Origin of the sequence: Pseudomonas sp. JS3066, assembly GCF_036328175.1 — a bacterium.
GTDB lineage: Bacteria > Pseudomonadota > Gammaproteobacteria > Pseudomonadales > Pseudomonadaceae > Metapseudomonas.
Map to the genome: position 1 here is coordinate 5,341,174 of NZ_CP143312.1, position 18,342 is coordinate 5,359,515.

Genomic DNA, 18,342 nt, shown 5'->3' on the forward strand with positions numbered 1-18,342 from the left:
GCGCCGCAGTGAAAAAGGCCCGGGATGTCCCGGGCCTTTTCGCTATCAGGCGATCCTTTCCGTTGGCAAGGGCAAGGCCGGCAGACGCTGATCGAGCAGGCCGAGACCCTCCTGGAACAGCTGGTTGCTGCGCTCCACTTCACCCAACTGGGCGAGCAGGCGAGCCAGCTCGGCACAGGTTTCGGGATCACGGCGGAAGGTCAGGCTGCTCTCGAAATACTCCCGAGCCTTGCCCCAGAGACGATTGCGCAGGGACAGGCGCCCCAAGGTGAGCAGCAAGGTGCCGTCACTGGGATGCTCTTTCAGCCAACCCTCGGCAGCCTGCAACTGACGGGCCGGATCACTGCCGCGCAACAGACCATAGAGGCGCACCAGGTTGTCGTCGTAGCCGCGCTTGATGGCGCCCCGCACCGCTTCCTCGGCTTCTTCCTCGGCCCCCAGACGGCGCAGCTGTTCGGCAAAGGCCAGTACCAGACGTGGCTCGTTGCGCTGGGCGGAGGACAGCTGCTGCCAGGCTCGGGTCAGCGGTTGGAGAGCGGTTTCGCCCTCGTTCAGCCCCTCTTCTCCGGCCTGGTGCAGGCGGGCGCTCCACACACGCAATTCGAGCTCGGCCAGCTGGCTTTCCGGCAATGCCTTCTCTTTGCGCAGCGTAGGCAGCAGGCCGACCAGGGCGGCCCAGTCCCCACGCACTTCGTGCAGATGCAGTAGCTGGCGCAATACCTGGTGATGGCGCGGATGGCGCTCTTGCACGGCCTTCAGGGTTTCCAGCGCCGCTGCGGAGTCGCCACGATCCAGTTGCAGCTCGGCATGGGCAAGGGCAATTGCCAGCTCGGCCTGGGGCTGACGCTCCAGGGCCCGCTCCAGCAGTTTCTCGGCTTCCTCGGTCTGGCCGATCTTCTGTGCTGCGCGGGCGGCACCCAAGTAGTAGATCAACGGCTGCGGATCGCCTTCAGCGGCACGCTTGAGATGGCGCAGCGCGCGCGCCCAACGACCTTCGGCAAGGTCCAGCAGGCCTTGTTCGGACGCCAGTCGCGCGCGGCGCCGGGCATTGCGCCGCGACCAGGGATTGACCACACCTCCGGACATCACCACCAGTCGCAGCAGGTAGCGCAGTCCGGCGAACAACAACCACAGCACCGCCAGCAACGCCAGGGTGGCCCAGAGGGTGGACTCGTAGCGGAAGCCCTTGTAGGCCACCAGCACATAGCCCTTGTGTTGGGCCACGGCCATGCCGATGAGGGTGGCGGCCGCGCCGATCACTGCGAGGATCAGCAGGACCTTGAGCAGACGCTTCATTGGCCGGCCTCCTTGGCCGGTTCGGCAGCAGCCGGCTTCTCGGATTCGCCAGCGGCCGCGCCCGGAGTGCGTTGCAGGTAGGCCTGAAGGGCGCCCAGCGCAGGGGCGAGATCAGGCGCCTTGACTTCCACCGGCTGGCCGGAGAGTTCATCGAGGCGCGCCAGCAGGGCGCGGCTGTCCGGGTTCTCTTCATTGAAGTGACCGCGAAGCACTTCACGCGCCTGGCCCAGCGACTGCTGGTAGACCTGAGTCTGACCATGCAGCGCGCCCCATTGCGCCTGCTCGAGGGCGAGCGAAAGGGCAAGACGGACCTGCGACAGGTTCTGTCCGGCGAGCAACGGTTTGATGTCCTGGCTCGCATCCAGCTGGATTCGGAAGTAGTGCGAGAGTTTCTCCAGCCACTCGGCCCAGGCGCTGCCACCATCGCCTTCGGCGGCGATATCCAGGAGTACGCCGCCCTTGTCTTCGAAGGCCGGCACCAGTGGGTTGAGCTGGACGGCCTGCTCACGCAGGGCGCCCAGCTGCAGGAACAGGCCGGTGCGGTCAGGCTGCTCGGTGCTGCGCAGAGCGACCAGGCTCTTCGCCAGCTCTTCGCGAGCGGCGTAGGCGCCGGGATCGTCCTGCTCACGGAGAATGTCGTCGGCGGCCTGAACCAGTGCGGTAGCGCTGTGGATATCCTGCAATGCCGAGAGACGCAGGCTGGCAAGGCGCAACAGATGCTCGGCCTCGGCCAGGCGCCAGTCCTTGCGGCTGGCGCCGAGGATTGTTTCCAGGCGCTGGCGTAGCTGCTGCTGGTCACCTTGCAGGTCCACCAGCAGACGACGGCGCTCGTCAAGTTCAGCGGCGCTAGGCAGTTCTTCCAGGCGCTGGGTCAGTTGCTGATCGCGCTGGGCCAAGGCGCGGGTCTGGCCACGTGCATCCTCGACCATGCTGAGTTGCTGCTGGTCGCGGGTTTCCAGGCCGCGTACCTGCCAGAGGCCCCAGGCGCCCACGGCGATGCCGGCGGCGCCCAGCAACAGGGCGAACAGGGCCAGACCATTGCCCCGAGAGGCAGGCGCGGCGCTGGCGGGAGTGACGGGGTCGGCGGCTGTAGTGTGCTGCTCTTGTTTCGGGGCTTCTGCTTCGCTCACGTATCCATCCTTCGCTTCAGTGGGCGGGCGCCGGATGCTGCCTGAGCGCCGCCAACAAGGCCGCGGCACTGGCACCACGGCAATCCACAACATTCTTCGCGCCCGCCTCGACTGCCTGCCCGGCCACTCGAGGGCTGGGTACGAACAGGGTAAGGCGTGACAGTTCGGGCCAGGCGGCACCAGCCAGGTGCTGAAGGTTTTCCAGCCCCTGACCACTGCTGACCACCAGGCCGTTCAGGCGTTCCGACTCGACGCGGTGCGCCAGGGTGCCCACCGGATAGACCGGCAGGCAGCGCCGATAGAGTTCCAGATAGTCGACCGCGACGCCTTGGCCGCGCAAGCGGTCGGCCAGGAATTCTCGGCCACCCTCCCCACGCATGATCAGCACCCTGGGATCGCGCACTGAAAGAGCATCAACCAGTTGCGGCAGTTCCAGCAGCGCCTCGCTGTCGTCACCTACCGCAGGCCAGCTCGCCGGTAAGCCACGGTCTTCGAGCAAGGCACCGGTGGCCGCGCCCACGCTGAACCAATGCTGGTCGGCGGGGAGGTGCGGCCAGTAACGGTCGATCAGATCGAGGCCAAGCCGGGCTGCAGGTTTACTGACCACCACCACGGCGCAATAACGGTCGAGCTCGAGGATGAGGCCACGCTGCTCGGGCGATTCCTCAAGGGGTTCAATGGCCAACAGCGGCAAGCTGCTGCTGAAGACCTGGTGCTCGGCCAAGGTCGCAGCCAGTGCTTCGCACTCCTCGACGGGGCGCGTCAGCAGCAACCGCCAGCCCTTCACGGGTGGCCGGCCTCGCCGTATACAGCCTTGAGGATGTCCCCGGCGCCCAGCTCCAGCAGTTCCTCGGCGACCTTGACGCCCAGGGCTTCGGCATCGGCGAACGCGGCGCGGCCTTCGGCACGAAGCAGTTGCCCGCCATCGGGCTGACCGACTAGTCCGCGGAGCCAAAGCTGGTCGCCTTCAAGCACCGCATAACAGGCAATGGGCACCTGGCAACCGCCGTTCAGGTGCTTGTTCAGGGCGCGCTCAGCGGTCACGCGCAGCGCCGTGTCCTGATGGTGCAGGGGAGCCAGCAAGGCGTGGATTTCGCTGTCGGCCGTGCGACATTCGATGCCCACGGCGCCCTGGCCACCGGCAGGCAAGCTGTCTTCGACGCTGATGGAAGAGCGGATGCGATCCTCGAAGCCAAGACGGATCAGGCCGGCGGCCGCGAGGATGATGGCGTCGTACTCGCCGGCATCGAGCTTGGCCAGGCGGGTGTTCACGTTGCCGCGCAGGAATTGGATCTTCAGGTCCGGCCGCCGTGCCAGCAGCTGGGCCTGGCGGCGCAGGCTGGAGGTACCGACCACGCTGCCGGCAGGCAAGGCATCGAGGCTGTCGAAACGATTGGAGACGAAGGCATCGCGCGGGTCCTCGCGCTCGCAGATGCAATACAGGCCCAGGCCTTCTGGGAAGTCCATCGGCACGTCCTTCATGGAGTGCACGGCGATGTCGGCCTCGTTCTCCAGCATGGCCGTTTCCAGCTCCTTCACGAACAGGCCCTTGCCACCGATCTTCGCCAATGGTGCGTCGAGCAGCTTGTCACCCTTGCTGACCATCGGCACCAGGCTGACCTTGAGGCCAGGGTGGGCCTCTTCGAGACGGGCTTTGACGAACTCGGCCTGCCACAGGGCCAGGGCACTCTTGCGGGTGGCAATACGGATCTCGCGGGACATGATCATTTCCGGAAACGGTAATGCCCGGAATCATAACAGGCCCGCGTGCGGCGAGGGCGCGGGCGGTTGTCGCGGAACGACACGGACTGTCGAACAAACGTAGCGAACGAGCGCTCGCGGGACGACCGGCCGTTAAAGATTGTTCATCAGCTTGCGCACGCCCGCGACGTGGCGACGGCTGACCGTCAGGGCCTCCCCGTTCATGCCTTTGAGGTAGAGCTGGAAGTGCCCCAGCGGCGTGCGTTGCAATCGCTCGATCCGTTCGCGCGCCACCAGGGCATTGCGGTGGATACGCACGAAACGATCACCGAACTCGTCTTCCAGTGCCTTCAACGGCTCGTCCAGCAGCACTTCGCCGTGCTCGTGGCGCAGCGTCACGTACTTGTGGTCGGCGATGAAGAAGATCACCTGGTCCAGGGGGATCAGCTCGATTCCTTTCCTGGTTCGCGCGCTGATGTGACTTCGGGGACCGCTCCCGCTGACCGCGGCAGGACGGGTCAGCGCAGCGAGTTGTACACGGTTCGGCCGTTCAGCCTTCTTCAGCGCCTCGGCCAGCGACTCCGAGCGCACGGGCTTGACCAGGTAGCCAACGGCACTGACCTGGAAGGCCTCGAGGGCGAATTCGTCGTGGGCCGTGCAGAAGATCACCGCCGGTGGCGCCTCGCGCTCGCAGAGCTTGGCGGCCACTTGCAGCCCATCCAGGCCAGGCATGCGAATGTCGAGCAGAACGACATCCGGCTTGAGGCTGTCGATCAGCGTGAGCGCCTCCTCGCCATTGCTGGCGGCAGGCTCTAGGACACGGTATCCCTCGAGGTCGCCTACCAGGCGGCTGAGGCGCTCGCGGGCAAGGGGTTCATCGTCGACGATCAGGACATTCATATCGCACGGGCTTCCTGCGTGAGTCTCGCACAAGGATAGCGTAGACAGGTGAAGTGGCGGCCGTCACGGCGCTCCACGCTGAGACTTGCCCGCGGCCCGAAAAGTGCCGTCAGGCGCGCGTCGATATTGCGTAGAGCCTGCTGGGTGCCACGTGATGGCGACTGCCCCTGTACCTCTTCGTAAGGGTTGCTCACGCAGAGGCGGAACATGCCGTCGCGATAATCCGCTTCGATTCGTACCACTCCCCCTTCGATGCGCGGCTGGATGCCATGGATCAGGGCGTTCTCCAGCAAAGGCTGCAGCGTCAACTGGGGGATGGGCAGATCGTCCGGTACTTCATCCACCTGCCAATCCAACTGTAGTCGTTCTCCGAGACGATATTGCTCGATCGATAGATATCGTTTCGCAAGCTCCAATTCCTCGCCCCAGTCGACCAGGGTCCCAGGCTTGGCCAGGCTGGCACGAAACAAGTCGGAAAGGTCGAGCACAGCCTGCTCGGCCTTGTCCGGATCGATCACCACGAGGCTGGCGATGCTGTTCAGGCTGTTGAACAGAAAGTGCGGGCGGATGCGTGCCTGCAGGGACTCGATGCGTGCCTTGAGCTCGGCCTGCTGCTGCTTGCGCCACTGGCTCTGCAGGTAGAAATAGCGCAGCAACAGCGCCGACATGATCAGGCTGATCAGCCCATGGCGCAGGTAAAGATTGACCTCACCACTGCGAGGCAGCGGCCCACCGAGGTCGAAGTAGTCAGCCACCGTCGTCCCGGCGAGCGTCAGCCCTACCACCAGGGCGCAGCATATGCCGCCGGCCAGCGCCGCCCGCAGACGCGCGAGCAGAGGCCGCAACTGACACAGCAGGGCCGCGGAAAGCAGGACGATCCATTGCACGAAGAGGGACGTCAGGGCGAGGCGCACCCAGTTGAAGCTGGGCAGCATGGGCTCGGCCAGCACCAACACCAGCACCAGCAGTTCGGCCAGCAGCACCAGGCCGAGTAAAGCCTCGGGCAGGCAGAGCTCCGGCAGGAAAAAGTCGTCGTTGGCAGTTTTGGAACGCGCTTTCTTTTTCAGGCGCTTCGGCATCCCGGACATATCCCCAATAGCCCGGCAGGCGACGGGGCTGAGTCGCCGGGCAAAAGCCTGTACTGAACCATCAAACCCACGGCACGTCCGTGAAGACCACAGCAAACTGCCCAGCCCCCGACCGGACAGGCCGCGCCGGTTTTTCCGGCAACACTGTTATTATCGACGGTATTTTCCGGCCCATCGGCTTTCTTTCACCTTCCTCACCGAGTGAACCCATGAGCACCGACAAGACCAACCAGTCCTGGGGTGGCCGCTTCAGCGAGCCCGTAGACGCCTTCGTCGCCCGATTCACCGCATCCGTAGACTTCGACAAGCGCCTGTATCGCCACGACATCATGGGCTCGATCGCCCATGCCACGATGCTGGCACAGGTCGGCGTGCTGAGCGAGGCGGAACGCGATGCCATCATCGACGGCCTGAAGCAGATCCAGGGCGAAATCGAAGCCGGCAGTTTCGACTGGCGCGTGGACCTGGAAGACGTGCACATGAACATCGAAGCGCGCCTGACCGATCGCATCGGTGTCACCGGCAAGAAACTGCACACCGGCCGCAGTCGCAACGACCAGGTCGCCACCGACATCCGCCTGTGGCTACGCGACGAGATCGACACCATCCTAGGCGAAGTCACCCGCCTGCAGCAGGGCCTGCTCGGTCTGGCCGAAGCCGAAGCCGGCACCATCATGCCCGGCTTCACCCACCTGCAAACCGCCCAGCCCGTGACATTCGGCCACCATCTGCTGGCCTGGTTCGAAATGCTCAGCCGCGACTACGAGCGCCTGGTGGACTGCCGCAAGCGGGTCAACCGCATGCCGCTGGGCTCGGCCGCCCTGGCCGGCACCACCTACCCGATCCAGCGCGAGATCACCTGCCAGCTGCTCGGCTTCGATGCCGTTGGCGGCAACTCCCTGGACGGCGTGTCCGACCGTGACTTCGCCATCGAATTCTGCGCCGCGGCCTCCCTGGCGATGATGCACCTGTCGCGCTTTTCCGAAGAACTGGTGCTCTGGACCAGCGCCCAGTTCCAGTTCATCGACCTGCCCGACCGCTTCTGCACCGGCTCCTCGATCATGCCGCAAAAGAAGAACCCCGACGTGCCCGAGCTTGTACGCGGCAAGTCCGGTCGAGTGTTCGGCGCCCTCACCGGCCTGCTGACCCTGATGAAAGGCCAACCGCTGGCCTACAACAAGGACAACCAGGAAGACAAGGAGCCGCTGTTCGACGCCGCCGACACCCTGCGCGACAGCCTGCGTGCCTTCGCCGACATGGTCCCGGCCATCAAGCCCAAGCGCGAGATCATGCGCGAAGCAGCCCGCCGCGGCTTCTCCACCGCCACCGACCTCGCCGACTACCTGGTACGCAAGGGGCTGCCATTCCGTGACTGCCACGAGATCGTCGGTCACGCCGTGAAGTACGGCGTGGACAGCGGCAAGGACCTGGCCGAGATGAGCCTCGACGAACTGCGCAAGTTCAGCGACCAGATCGGCGACGATGTCTTCGCCGTGCTGACCCTGGAAGGCTCGGTCAACGCCCGTGACCACATCGGTGGCACCGCGCCGAACCAGGTGCGTGCCGCCGTGCAGCGCGGCAAGGATCTGCTGGCCAGCCGCTGACCCACTCTGCCGGGCGGCACTTCCCGTTCCGCCCGGCTGTCGCTGACAGGACATCGCCATGACCGACGACATTGATGACGGTGAAGAGGCCTTCGCCGAGGCCACCCTGATCCAGGCCATCGAGAACCAGATCGAGGCCGGCGAACCGCCCGCCGCCCGCGCCACCCTCAACAAGCTGACCTTGGTGGGTTACGAGCGCGAGGAAATCCTCCAGCTGATGGCCCTGGTCCTGGCCTACGAGATCGACGCCATGCTCGCGGCCGACCGTCCTTTCGACACCGATTGGTACGAAAGGGCCTTGCGGGCACTGCCAGACCTGCCCGAAGATCAGGCCTGACCTCACCTACACTCCACAGACTCCAGATTCCGGCCGGACATCGCCGGCCTTTGCGGTACAACAAGAACAAGGAGCGACCATGGTCTTCACCCCCGAGCTCATCGCGGAATTCGAACTGCTGGCCCTGTTCAACCTGGACAACACCCAGGAAGGACTGAAAGTCCACAACAACGCCAACCCCAAAGCTCAGGCCGCAGTCATGCGACTTCACGAGAAAGGCCTGATCACCCAGCCCGACGGCGGCTATCTGACCAGCCTCGGCCTGGATGCCGCTGAACACGTCCAGGCACTGCGCACCATTCTCCTGCCTCAGCACGCCTGACGTCGTTGCCGCTCAAGTCGGCAACATTGCGGGCGATACAATGCGGACGCCTGCCGGCAGCGAAGGTTGCCGGCCAGGCCGCCAGCATCGGGACATGAGCAGAGCATGACGCGTACCCAGGAAATCCGCCCGGACATCGACGACGGCATCGACCGCAAGGTCCTCGCGCAACTGCGCGCCCGCTTCCTCAAGGTCAACGACGGCCGCCTTGCTCGAGCCATGCAGGCGTTGTCCACACGCCAGCAGCTGGTCTTGAAGCTCTTGCCGCTGCTGTTCCACGTGAACCACCCGCTTCTCCCCGGCTACGTGTCCGGCACCGCACCGGCGGGCGTCGCCGCCTATGAGCCCGATGACGACCTGCTGGCCGAAGCCCAGCGGCTGACGCGCTCCTTCGCCTACAAGGCGCGCCGAGGGCCGCAACCCACGCCCATCCACGGCCTGTTCCTGATGGGCAGCCTGGGCACCATCGCCCAGGCCGAGCAAAGCGACATGGACATCTGGGTCTGCCACACACCGGAGCTTGACGCCGGCGCCATCGCGGAACTGCAACGCAAGTGCAGCGCGCTGGAAGAGTGGGCGGCCAGCCAGGGCGCCGAAGCGCACTTCTTCCTGATCGACCCGGCACGCTTCACCCAGGGCGATCGCGAAGCCCGGTTGACCTCCGACGACTGTGGCACCACCCAGCACTACCTGCTGCTGGACGAGTTCTACCGTACCGCCATCTGGCTCGCCGGGCGCACCCCGCTCTGGTGGCTGGTACCGGTCTATGAGGAGGCGCGATACGCCGAGTACACCCGCACCCTGCTGTCCAAACGCTTCATCCGTGCAGAGGAAGTACTCGATCTCGGCCATCTGGCGCACATCCCGCCGGGCGAATTCATCGGCGCCAGCATGTGGCAACTGTTCAAGGGCATCGAATCACCCTACAAATCGGTACTCAAACTGCTGCTCACCGAGGTCTACGCCAGCGAACATCCGCAGGTGGCCTGCCTGTCCCTGCGATTCAAGGAGGCGGTCTATACCAACCGGCTGGACCTGGACGAACTCGACCCCTACATGGTGGTTTATCGCCGGCTCGAGGAATACCTGCGTGGGCGCAACGAAACCGAACGCCTGGAGCTGATTCGCCGCTGCCTCTACCTGAAGGTGAACAAGAAGCTCAGTCGGCCGCCACGCAACCGGAGCAAAAGCTGGCAACGCATGCTGCTGGAACGCCTGACCGCCGAATGGCACTGGCAGCATCGGCAATTGGCGATGCTGGACAGCCGCAGCCAATGGAAGGTCCGCCAGGTGCTGGCCGAGCGCCGCGCACTGGTCAACGAACTGACCTACAGCTACCGCTTCCTGTCCCAGTTCGCCCGTAGTGAACAGGCCATCGGCACCCTCAGCAGCCGCGACCTGGGCGTACTCGGCCGGCGTCTGTATGCCGCCTTCGAGCGCAAGGCCGGCAAGATCGAATTCATCAACCCTGGGATCGCCCCGGACATCGCCGAAGACACCCTGACCCTGGTCCAGGTGCCCAGCCCGGAAGCCGAGGGTGAAACCCAGTGGGCGCTCTACTCCGGCAGCCTGAACGCCCTTGAGTGGCAGGATTTTGCCCCACTGAAACGCAGCCGCGAGCTGATGCCCCTGCTTGCCTGGTGCCATCGTAACGGTGTGATCGACTCCGGCACGCGCCTGTCCCTGCACCCGGGCAGTAGCGACCTGACCGAGCACGAACTGTCGAATCTGCTGACCAGCTTGCAGCAGACGTTCCCCCAGCCTCAGGGACAGGTGGACGAAAGTGCATTGCTGCGCGCTGGTGTTCCCGCCGAGGTGATGCTGCTGGTGAACGTTGGGCTCGATCCGCTGAAACAGCACAGCCAGAAGAACCTCCACATGACCACCGAGCGCACCGACGCCCTGGGCTATTCAGGCGTGCGCGAGAACCTGGTGGTAACCATCGACCAAGTGACCCTGAACAGTTGGAACGAGATGCTGGTCAGCCGCTACGAGGGCCCCGACGCCCTGCTCGCCTGTTTGCGCGATTTCCTCAACAGCCTGCCGGCCAGTGGAACCCGCCCAGGTCTGAAGGTACGCAGCTTCTGCCGCAATCGCGCCCAGGCCATCAGCCAACGAGTACAGGAACTGTTCGACGACGCTCAGGAACTGCTCGGAACAGCCGGCGTGCCCCGATTCCTGCTGCAGGTTCAGCAGCGCTACCACGTATTGCAACTGGAGCCGGGACAAGTCAGCCACGCCAGCCTGGCCGATCTGCCAGCCCTGATCGATCACCTGGGCCGGGACCTGCCGCAATACAGCCCGCTACAACTCGACCGCCATGCCCTGGAGGAACAGGACCTGGCCGTCATCCTGCCCCTGGGCAGGCCGAACTGCATTCAGGTGTTCTATCGCCAGGATGGCGACAGTGCCGAGATCAGCCTGCTGGATGAACACAACGCGCTCTGGCGTCAGCGTCTGCCGTTCCGCGACGAGCAGAGCCTGCTGACACCGCTGCATCGTTTCCTGCAATCGCTGCTCTACCGGCGCAATGCCCTGCTGCCGCTGGATAGCCCGGTGCCAACACTGGCGCCGGAAATATTCTATTACGAAGTGGTGCGCCAGGGCCGGCACCTGGAGCGCCGCGCCGCGCCTTCAGCCGCGGTCAGCCACCCCTTCTATGACGTGCAAGCGATCGTTGAACCGGCCGAGCAGGGCCTGGTGCACGTGACGCTCTATTGCAACCACCGCGAATTCTCCGAGCTGGAGTACGGCTCAGGCCTGTTCGCAGCCGTGGCCCGGCACATCCTCGCCCAGCGCCGCGAGCCTGAGCGCTATCCCTGTTACATCACCGACCTTGACCTGTCGCGCATCCCCGGCAAGGGCCAGGCGCAAACGGTGCACTACCTGCGTTACAAGGTGGAGCTGGAAGAAAGGCTGAACCGGGCGCTGCGGGACGGTTGAGCCGGCACGCCGGCCGGCCCATCGCCCTGTAGAAGCGAGTTCTTTCGCGATGCGGGACGAAGTCCTGCCGTAGGTTGTGGCTGAGGCCACGAAGCCCAACGCGCAGACCCAGCTGGAGACTGGTCTTGTAGGGGCGAATTCATTCGCCCCTACAGCTACTCAATCCGACAGGACTGCGAAGAATGAATCAGCGAGCGTATTCGCCCGCTGCTTCCGGCTGGTACTCGACGTCCAGCAGAGTCAGCTTGAGGGTCTTGCCGCCGGGCACCGGCCAATCGATGTGTTGGCCAACCGACAGGCCGAGCAGCGCGCTGCCCACCGGAGCGAGGATGGATACCTTGCCTTCGCCACCCGCGTCTTCCGGGTAAACCAGGGTCAGGTGGTAGTCCTTGCCACTGCTTTCTTCGCGGCAATGCACGCGTGAGTTCATGGTGACGACGCCCGGCGGAACTTCCTCATGGCCAACCACCTGGGCGCGAGCCAGCTCGCTCTCCAGCGCCTCGGCGGCGGGGCCGAATTCCTCCAGGCTGTCGAGCAGGCGCTCCAGGCGTTGCAGGTCGAGACGGGTAATGGTGATGGGCGGGTGGGTGTTCATGGCGAACGCGCGACTCCTTATTCAGTGTGCAAGAAAAGCGAAACCCCGCCCGAAGGCGGGGTTTCAGATTCTGTCTTCCCGGACAAAATTGCCCGAAGCCCGACAGTACGTCAGCGCACCTGCGATTGGCAAGACCACCCGGTCACCCGGGCAGCGGCCGCTTTCGCTGCTGGGCGGCGCTGCAGATTTCGCGCCGGCGCTGATCATTCGCCGCGCCCCACTCGCAGATTTCCGCCAGGGTTCGGCCACAGCCTACGCACACGTCAGCATCGTCCAGGCAGCAATGCCGGATGCAGGGCGACGGGTAGCGTGCCGGGGGCGCGCTGTCAGAGTTCGTCGAACTCAAGGTCTTCGCCCGCCTGCTCGCGGGTCACACGGTTGAGCAGCTCGCCCAGCGGCTCGTCGCTGCTATCGCAGATCCAGCGTCCGCTGGCCTGGTCATAGTCGAAGTGGAAGCCCCCCGAACGCGCCGCCACCCAGAGCTGACGCAGCGGCTCCTGGCGGCTGAGGATCACCTGGCTGCCATTCTCGAAACGCACGGTGAGCACACCGGCGCTGTTTTCCAGATCCAGGTCCAGGTCGCTGTCATCGAACACGTCTTCCACGCGCTCCTGGGCTTCATCGACCAGGTCGTGGAATCGGGCTTCGCTCAAACTCATCAGGGTTTACCTCAGGGCATTGGGGGATGGGGGGCGACGGTACTCGCCAAGGCTCTGTCCGGTCCAGCGTCGGAAGGCGCGGCCGAGGGAGCCGGGTTCACTGAAGCCGACCAGGAAGGCGATATCGGCCAGCTCCAGGGTCGGATCACGCAGGTAGTGCAGCACCAGTTGCTGGCGTGTCTCATCCACCAACTGACTGAAGGATAACCCGGCCTCACGCAGTCGGCGCTGCAGCGTGCGGGGACTCAATGCCAGCTCGTCGGCCAGGCGCTCCAGGTCCGGCCCTTCGGCAGACAACTGCGCGGCCAGCAGCTCACGAGCCCGGTCCAGAACGCTGTGGCCCTGGCGCAGTTCATTCAGCAGGCGTTCGGCGTAACCGTCGAACAGCCGGCGCACCTCGGCATCGGCCTGGCCAAGTGGTGTAGCCAACAGTCGCTTGGGGAAGATCAAGGCATTGTCTGCCTGGCCGAACAGTACCGGACAGCGAAAGATCCTTTGGTGCTCGGTGGTTTCCGCTGGCGCAGGGTGCTGGAAGCGCACCTCGGTTGGTGGAATGTCCAGTCCGGTTATCCAGCGACCGAAGGTCACCCAACCGGACAGGGTTTCTTCAGCCAGCAGCGCGCGCTGCTGCGGCAGGATGGACTCCCAGCTATGCGCCACCAGGGGCTCCAGCCCCTCACGAGGCGGCTCGTCGGCCAGCTCGACGCGGCCCAGGTTGCCCACCAGAGCGGCGTAACGCGCCTGGCGATGCAGGGCATCGGCCAGGGTGGCGCAGCTCATCAGCAAAAAGCCGAGCACGCCGTAGTGGCCAGGGCGAACAGCCTCGCCCAGGTGCAAGCCAAGGTGCGGGTCGCCGGAAAGTCGCGCCGCATGCCCGAGCAACTCCAGGTAGGCGCTGGCCGCGATGCGCTGATCACGCTGGGAAAGTATCGCGGGTGTCAGTTGGACGTGGCCAAGCAACTCGGCAGGGGTCACGCCGAACTGTTCGATACGCTCCACCAGTCCCTGCAGATAGGCGACCGAGACCGAGCCGGCCAGGGATGCGGCGTTGTCCATGAGAGCTCCTTTTTCAGTCGCCAATGCTAACGCCGCATAGGCCCGCAGGCCACGCCAGACGGGAATTTCACCGAATAGGCAAGGCGGCGGGGGGTCGGTATACTCCGGAACAATTCACGTTTTCTGCAAGGACTCCGTCATGAAGCGACTCCACGCCCCCTTCGTCGCCCTGCTCGCCGTTGCCTGTCTGCTGGCCGGCTGTGGCCAGAAAGGCCCGCTTTACATGCCTGACGACGAGAAAGCAGCGAAGGAACACCAGAAAGACGTGTACATCCGCTGATCGGGGGAGCTGTCATGGACGCTTTCACGTACCGCGACGGGGAGCTGTTCGCGGAAGGCGTAGCGCTGTCCGATATCGCCGCTCGCTTCGGCACGCCCACCTATGTCTATTCCCGCGCTGCGATCGAGGCCGGCTACAAGGCTTATGCCGACGCCCTGTCCGGCTCGTCCGGCATGGTCTGCTACGCGGTCAAGGCCAACTCCAATCTCGGTGTACTGAACCTGCTGGCGCGTCTCGGCGCGGGCTTCGACATCGTTTCCAGCGGTGAACTGGAGCGCGTGCTGGCTGCCGGCGGCGCTCCCGAGCGCATCGTCTTTTCCGGCGTCGGCAAGAGCCGCGACGACATGCGCCGCGCCCTGGAAGTGGGCGTGCACTGTTTCAACGTCGAATCGCGCAACGAACTGGAACGCCTGCAGCACGTGGCCGCAGCCATGGAAATGAAGGCGCCGGTATCGCTGCGGGTCAATCCCGATGTGGATGCGGGTACTCACCCGTACATCGCCACGGGCCTGAAGGAAAACAAGTTCGGCATCTCCATAGATGAAGCCGAGGCTGTCTATGTACAGGCCGCCAGCCTCTCCAACATCGCTGTGATCGGCGTCGACTGCCATATCGGTTCCCAGCTCACCAGCCTGGAACCCTTCCTCGACGCCCTCGACCGCCTCCTGGACCTGATCGACCGTCTGAACGAACGCGGCATCGCCATTCGCCACCTGGACCTCGGTGGCGGCCTCGGCGTGCGCTACCGCGATGAGCAGCCACCGCTGCCCGGCGAATACATTCAGGCCGTGCGCCAGCGCCTCAAGGGGCGCAACCTGGAGCTGCTGTTCGAGCCCGGACGCTCCATTGTCGCCAATGCAGGCGTGCTGCTGACCCAGGTGGAATACCTCAAGCTCACAGAACACAAGGATTTCGCGGTGATCGACGCGGCCATGAACGACCTGATCCGCCCGGCCCTCTACGAGGCCTGGATGGATGTGGTGCCGGTGCAACCCCATGCCGGTACCGAGCGCACATACGACCTGGTCGGCCCGATCTGCGAAACCGGCGATTTCCTCGCCCGCGAGCGCAGCCTGGTGCTGGCCGAAGGTGACCTGCTGGCGATTCGCTCCGCTGGCGCCTACGGTTTCGTGATGAGCTCCAACTACAACACCCGCGGCCGCGCCGCCGAGGTGTTGGTGGATGGCGAGCAAGCCTTCGAGGTGCGTCGCCGCGAGACTATTGAAGACCTTTATGCCGGCGAAAGCCTGCTGCCGCAGTGAGGGCGCATCCATGTTATTGCGCTTCACCAAGATGCACGGCCTCGGCAACGACTTCATGGTCCTCGACCTGGTCAGCCAGCACGCCCACATCCAGCCCAAGCACGCCAAGCAGTGGGGCGACCGCAACACTGGAGTCGGTTTCGACCAACTGCTGATCGTCGAGGCTCCGACCAATCCGGACGTCGATTTCCGCTACCGCATCTTCAACTCCGACGGATCGGAGGTGGAACAGTGCGGTAACGGTGCGCGCTGCTTTGCCCGCTTCGTCATCGACAAGCGCCTGACAGTCAAGAAGCGCATTCGCGTGGAAACCAAGGGCGGCATCATCGAGCTCGATGTACGTCCAGACGGCCAGGTCACCGTGGACATGGGGCCGCCGCGCCTGGTCCCGCAGCAGATTCCTTTCGTCGCCGATAGCGAAGCGCTGACCTACCCGGTTGACGTGGACGGCCAGACCGTCGAGCTGGCAGCCATCTCCATGGGCAACCCCCATGCAGTGCTGCGCGTCGACGACGTCGCCACTGCCCCGGTGCACAGCCTCGGGCCGAAGCTGGAGCACCATCCACGCTTCCCGCAGCGGGTGAATGTAGGCTTCCTGCAGATCGTCGACCGCAAGCAGGCGAAGCTGCGCGTCTGGGAGCGCGGTGCCGGGGAAACCCAGGCCTGTGGCACCGGCGCCTGCGCCGCCGCAGTGGCCGCGATCCGTCAGGGCTGGATGGACTCCCCGGTACAACTCGAATTGCCGGGGGGCAGGCTCTTGATCGAGTGGGCCGGTCCGGGGCACCCCGTTATGATGACCGGACCCGCCGTCCGAGTATTCGAAGGACAGGTTCGCCTATGACCGACCAGCACCAGGACCAGCCGCAGCACCTCGATTCCGAAACGGTGGCAGCTTACCTGCGCCTCCATCCGGAGTTCTTCGTCCAGCACGAGGAACTGATTCCCGAGATGCGCATCCCCCACCAGCCAGGCGACGCCGTATCCCTGGTGGAGCGCCAGGTGAAACTGCTGCGTGAGCGCAACATCGAGATGCGCCATCGCCTGTCGCAGCTGATGGATGTGGCCCGGGAGAACGACCGCCTGTTCGACAAGACCCGTCGACTGGTGCTCGACCTGCTCGACGCCTCCAGCCTCGAGGAAGTGGTCGGCGCTGTGGAAGACAGCTTGCGCCACGAGTTCCAGGTGCCCTTCGTCAGCCTCATCCTGTTCAGCGAGATCACCTTGCCGGTGGGCCGCAGTGTCACCACTGCCGAAGCCCACCAGAGCATCGGCGGCCTGCTGGCCGGCGGCAAGACCATCTGCGGCGTGCTGCGCAGCCATGAACTGGAGTTCCTGTTCGGCACCGAAGAACGTGACCAGGTGGGCTCCGCCGCCGTGGTCAGCCTGACCCACCAGGGCCTGCACGGCGTGCTTGCCATCGGCAGTCCCGATCCGCAGCACTACAAGAGCTCCCTCGGCACCCTGTTTCTCGGTTATGTCGCCGAAGTGCTGGCCCGGGTACTACCGCGCTTCGCATCCCCCCTGCGCTCGGTGAGATAGACCACCGCCGCGCATCCCAAGGAAGCCCCATGAATGCCGACCTGGACGCCTACCTGAACCACCTGCGCAGCGAGCGTCAGGTGTCGGCCCACACACTGGACGGCTACCACCGCGACCTGCTCAAGGTCCGTGCGCTCTGCGAAAAGTACGGCATTGCCAACTGGAATGACCTGGATGTCCGCAGCCTGCGCAGCTTCGTCGCCCGACTGCATCAGGATGGACTGTCCAGCCGTAGCCTGGCGCGCCTGCTCTCGGCCGTGCGTGGCCTCTATCAGTACCTGATCCGCGAAGGCCGCTGCCGTCACGATCCGGCCAACGGCCTCGCCGCGCCCAAGGGCGCTCGTCGTCTTCCCCGCGCACTGGACGCCGACCGTGCCCAGCAGCTGCTGGACGGCGGCGCGGAAGACGATTTCATCGCCCGCCGCGACCAGGCCATGCTGGAGCTCTTCTACTCCTCGGGCTTGCGCCTGTCCGAACTGGTAGGCCTTGACCTCGAAGGGCTCGATCTCTCTGCGGGCCTCGTTCGGGTACGCGGCAAGGGCAACAAGACCCGTGAACTGCCCGTGGGTAGCAAGGCGCGAGAGGCGCTGGAGGAATGGCTACCCCTGCGCGCTGCGGCCAATCCCGGTGACGGCGCAGTGTTCATCAGCCAACAGGGGCGGCGCCTGACACCGCGCGCCATCCAGCTGAGGGTGCGCCAGGCAGGGGTTCGTGAACTGGGCCAGCATTTGCATCCGCACATGCTGCGCCATTCCTTCGCCAGCCATATGCTGGAGTCATCCCAAGACTTGCGGGCAGTACAGGAGTTGCTCGGCCACGCCGACATCTCCACCACCCAGATCTATACCCACCTGGACTTCCAGCACCTGGCCTCGGTCTACGACCAGGCCCATCCGAGGGCGAAGCGACGGGGAGCCGACGAATGAGTATCCAGTTGATCACCTTCGACCTGGACGACACCCTCTGGGATAACCGCCCGGTGATCGAGGGCGCCGAGACCGCCATGCGCGACTGGTTGATGGAACACACCCCGGCCCTGGGCACCCTGCCGGTAGAACACCTGTGGGCCATTCGTGGCGAGGTCCTGGCCGCAGAGCCCAGTCTGAAGTACCGCCTTAGCGAATTGCGCCGCCGTACCCTGCGCCGCGCACTGGAAGGTGTCGGTTATTCCGCCGACGATGCCGTCGACCTGGCCGAAGGCGCTTTCCAGGCCATGCTCCACGCCCGTCACCGCATCACCTTCTTCCCGGACACCGTGCCCACCTTGGAACGCCTGGCCATTCGCTACAGCCTGGGCGTCATCACCAACGGCAATGCCGACGTCCGCCGCCTGGGTCTGGCCGACTATTTCAAGTTCGCCCTTTGCGCCGAAGAGCTGGGCATCGGCAAACCCGACCCGATGCCCTTCCTCGAAGCGCTCAAGCGCGGCGGTGTCAGCGCTGGGGAAGCCGTGCACATCGGCGACCATCCGGCCGACGATATCGAAGGCGCCCGCCGCGCCGGCCTGCGTGCCATCTGGTTCAACCCGCAGGGCAAGGACTGGACGGGCGAAAGGCTGCCGGATGCCGAGATTTCCAGCCTGGGAGAATTGCCTGGCGTGCTGGCGCGCTGGGCGAAGTGGCACTAAGCG

20 protein-coding genes are annotated in these 18,342 nt (G+C 64.9%); 10 read left to right on the forward strand and 10 right to left on the reverse strand.

The genetic code is table 11. The features are described from left to right. Positions 1-45 precede the first annotated feature (45 nt). The 6 genes from SA496_RS25050 to SA496_RS25075 form a co-directional block, all read right to left on the reverse strand. A complete protein-coding gene (locus tag SA496_RS25050) occupies positions 46-1,296 on the reverse strand; it encodes a heme biosynthesis HemY N-terminal domain-containing protein (RefSeq protein WP_330114655.1) in 1,251 nt (416 codons plus the stop codon). Then, positions 1,293-2,426, reverse strand: a complete 1,134-nt coding sequence (locus tag SA496_RS25055) for a uroporphyrinogen-III C-methyltransferase (RefSeq protein ID WP_256660895.1) — start codon at positions 2,424-2,426, stop codon at positions 1,293-1,295. Before SA496_RS25055 ends, SA496_RS25050 begins: the two co-directional genes overlap by 4 nt. Before the next feature lie 16 nt (positions 2,427-2,442). Continuing rightward, the gene (locus SA496_RS25060) at positions 2,443-3,213 is read right to left on the reverse strand and encodes a uroporphyrinogen-III synthase (protein ID WP_280359863.1); all 771 of its coding nucleotides are present in this window, start codon (positions 3,211-3,213) and stop codon (positions 2,443-2,445) included. Continuing rightward, positions 3,210-4,151 (reverse strand): hydroxymethylbilane synthase, encoded by a 942-nt coding sequence (gene hemC / locus SA496_RS25065; protein WP_162945908.1) that lies wholly within the window; start codon positions 4,149-4,151, stop codon positions 3,210-3,212. The genes SA496_RS25060 and hemC overlap by 4 nt, the downstream gene beginning before the upstream one ends. Before the next feature lie 129 nt (positions 4,152-4,280). Then, a complete protein-coding gene (locus SA496_RS25070; protein WP_077525576.1) occupies positions 4,281-5,027 on the reverse strand; it encodes a LytR/AlgR family response regulator transcription factor in 747 nt (248 codons plus the stop codon). Further along, complete coding sequence (locus SA496_RS25075; RefSeq protein WP_120653979.1) at positions 5,024-6,106, reverse strand: sensor histidine kinase; 1,083 nt, start codon at positions 6,104-6,106, stop codon at positions 5,024-5,026. Before SA496_RS25075 ends, SA496_RS25070 begins: the two co-directional genes overlap by 4 nt. A gap of 218 nt (positions 6,107-6,324) precedes the next feature. Between SA496_RS25075 and argH the strand changes: the two genes are divergently transcribed. From argH to SA496_RS25095, 4 genes are all read left to right on the forward strand, one after another. Beyond that, positions 6,325-7,719 carry an argininosuccinate lyase gene (argH, locus tag SA496_RS25080; RefSeq protein ID WP_120653978.1) on the forward strand — a complete coding sequence of 465 codons (1,395 nt, stop codon included), beginning with the start codon at positions 6,325-6,327 and terminating at the stop codon, positions 7,717-7,719. A 58-nt stretch (positions 7,720-7,777) separates the two neighbouring features. Then, positions 7,778-8,056: a hypothetical protein gene (locus SA496_RS25085; RefSeq protein ID WP_120653977.1), complete on the forward strand. Its 279-nt coding sequence runs from the start codon at positions 7,778-7,780 to the stop codon at positions 8,054-8,056. A 79-nt stretch (positions 8,057-8,135) separates the two neighbouring features. Beyond that, positions 8,136-8,378, forward strand: a complete 243-nt coding sequence (locus tag SA496_RS25090) for a TIGR02647 family protein (RefSeq protein ID WP_120653976.1) — start codon at positions 8,136-8,138, stop codon at positions 8,376-8,378. Between the two features lie 105 nt (positions 8,379-8,483). Then, positions 8,484-11,321, forward strand: a complete 2,838-nt coding sequence (locus SA496_RS25095; protein WP_330114656.1) for a class I adenylate cyclase — start codon at positions 8,484-8,486, stop codon at positions 11,319-11,321. Positions 11,322-11,508: 187 nt separating this feature from the next. Here SA496_RS25095 and rnk read toward each other — a convergent pair whose 3' ends face one another. The 4 genes from rnk to SA496_RS25115 all read right to left on the reverse strand — a co-directional run bounded on the left by rnk (position 11,509) and on the right by SA496_RS25115 (position 13,631). Then, complete coding sequence (gene rnk, locus SA496_RS25100; protein WP_120653974.1) at positions 11,509-11,916, reverse strand: nucleoside diphosphate kinase regulator; 408 nt, start codon at positions 11,914-11,916, stop codon at positions 11,509-11,511. A 142-nt stretch (positions 11,917-12,058) separates the two neighbouring features. Further along, positions 12,059-12,262 carry a DUF1289 domain-containing protein gene (locus SA496_RS25105; RefSeq protein WP_120653973.1) on the reverse strand — a complete coding sequence of 68 codons (204 nt, stop codon included), beginning with the start codon at positions 12,260-12,262 and terminating at the stop codon, positions 12,059-12,061. Further along, positions 12,243-12,575: an iron donor protein CyaY gene (gene cyaY, locus SA496_RS25110; protein WP_077525568.1), complete on the reverse strand. Its 333-nt coding sequence runs from the start codon at positions 12,573-12,575 to the stop codon at positions 12,243-12,245. The genes SA496_RS25105 and cyaY overlap by 20 nt, the downstream gene beginning before the upstream one ends. A 6-nt stretch (positions 12,576-12,581) precedes the next feature. Further along, positions 12,582-13,631 (reverse strand): AraC family transcriptional regulator, encoded by a 1,050-nt coding sequence (locus SA496_RS25115; protein ID WP_330114657.1) that lies wholly within the window; start codon positions 13,629-13,631, stop codon positions 12,582-12,584. A gap of 139 nt (positions 13,632-13,770) precedes the next feature. On the opposite strand from SA496_RS25115, the gene lptM reads away from it, so the two are divergent. The 6 genes from lptM to SA496_RS25145 are packed head-to-tail and all read left to right on the forward strand — an operon-like array spanning position 13,771 to position 18,339. Continuing rightward, positions 13,771-13,911 (forward strand): LPS translocon maturation chaperone LptM, encoded by a 141-nt coding sequence (gene lptM / locus SA496_RS25120; RefSeq protein ID WP_003457568.1) that lies wholly within the window; start codon positions 13,771-13,773, stop codon positions 13,909-13,911. 14 nt (positions 13,912-13,925) lie between these two features. Next, on the forward strand, positions 13,926-15,173 hold the full coding sequence (gene lysA, locus SA496_RS25125; protein ID WP_330114658.1) for a diaminopimelate decarboxylase: 1,248 nt from the start codon (positions 13,926-13,928) through the stop codon (positions 15,171-15,173). A gap of 10 nt (positions 15,174-15,183) precedes the next feature. Continuing rightward, positions 15,184-16,014: a diaminopimelate epimerase gene (gene dapF / locus SA496_RS25130; RefSeq protein ID WP_120655323.1), complete on the forward strand. Its 831-nt coding sequence runs from the start codon at positions 15,184-15,186 to the stop codon at positions 16,012-16,014. Next, complete coding sequence (locus tag SA496_RS25135) at positions 16,011-16,712, forward strand: DUF484 family protein (protein WP_120653970.1); 702 nt, start codon at positions 16,011-16,013, stop codon at positions 16,710-16,712. Before dapF ends, SA496_RS25135 begins: the two co-directional genes overlap by 4 nt. A 29-nt stretch (positions 16,713-16,741) precedes the next feature. Further along, positions 16,742-17,638, forward strand: a complete 897-nt coding sequence (xerC, locus tag SA496_RS25140; RefSeq protein ID WP_330114659.1) for a tyrosine recombinase XerC — start codon at positions 16,742-16,744, stop codon at positions 17,636-17,638. Further along, positions 17,635-18,339, forward strand: a complete 705-nt coding sequence (locus SA496_RS25145) for an HAD family hydrolase (protein ID WP_120653968.1) — start codon at positions 17,635-17,637, stop codon at positions 18,337-18,339. Before xerC ends, SA496_RS25145 begins: the two co-directional genes overlap by 4 nt. The last annotated feature ends 3 nt before the right edge of the window (positions 18,340-18,342 follow it).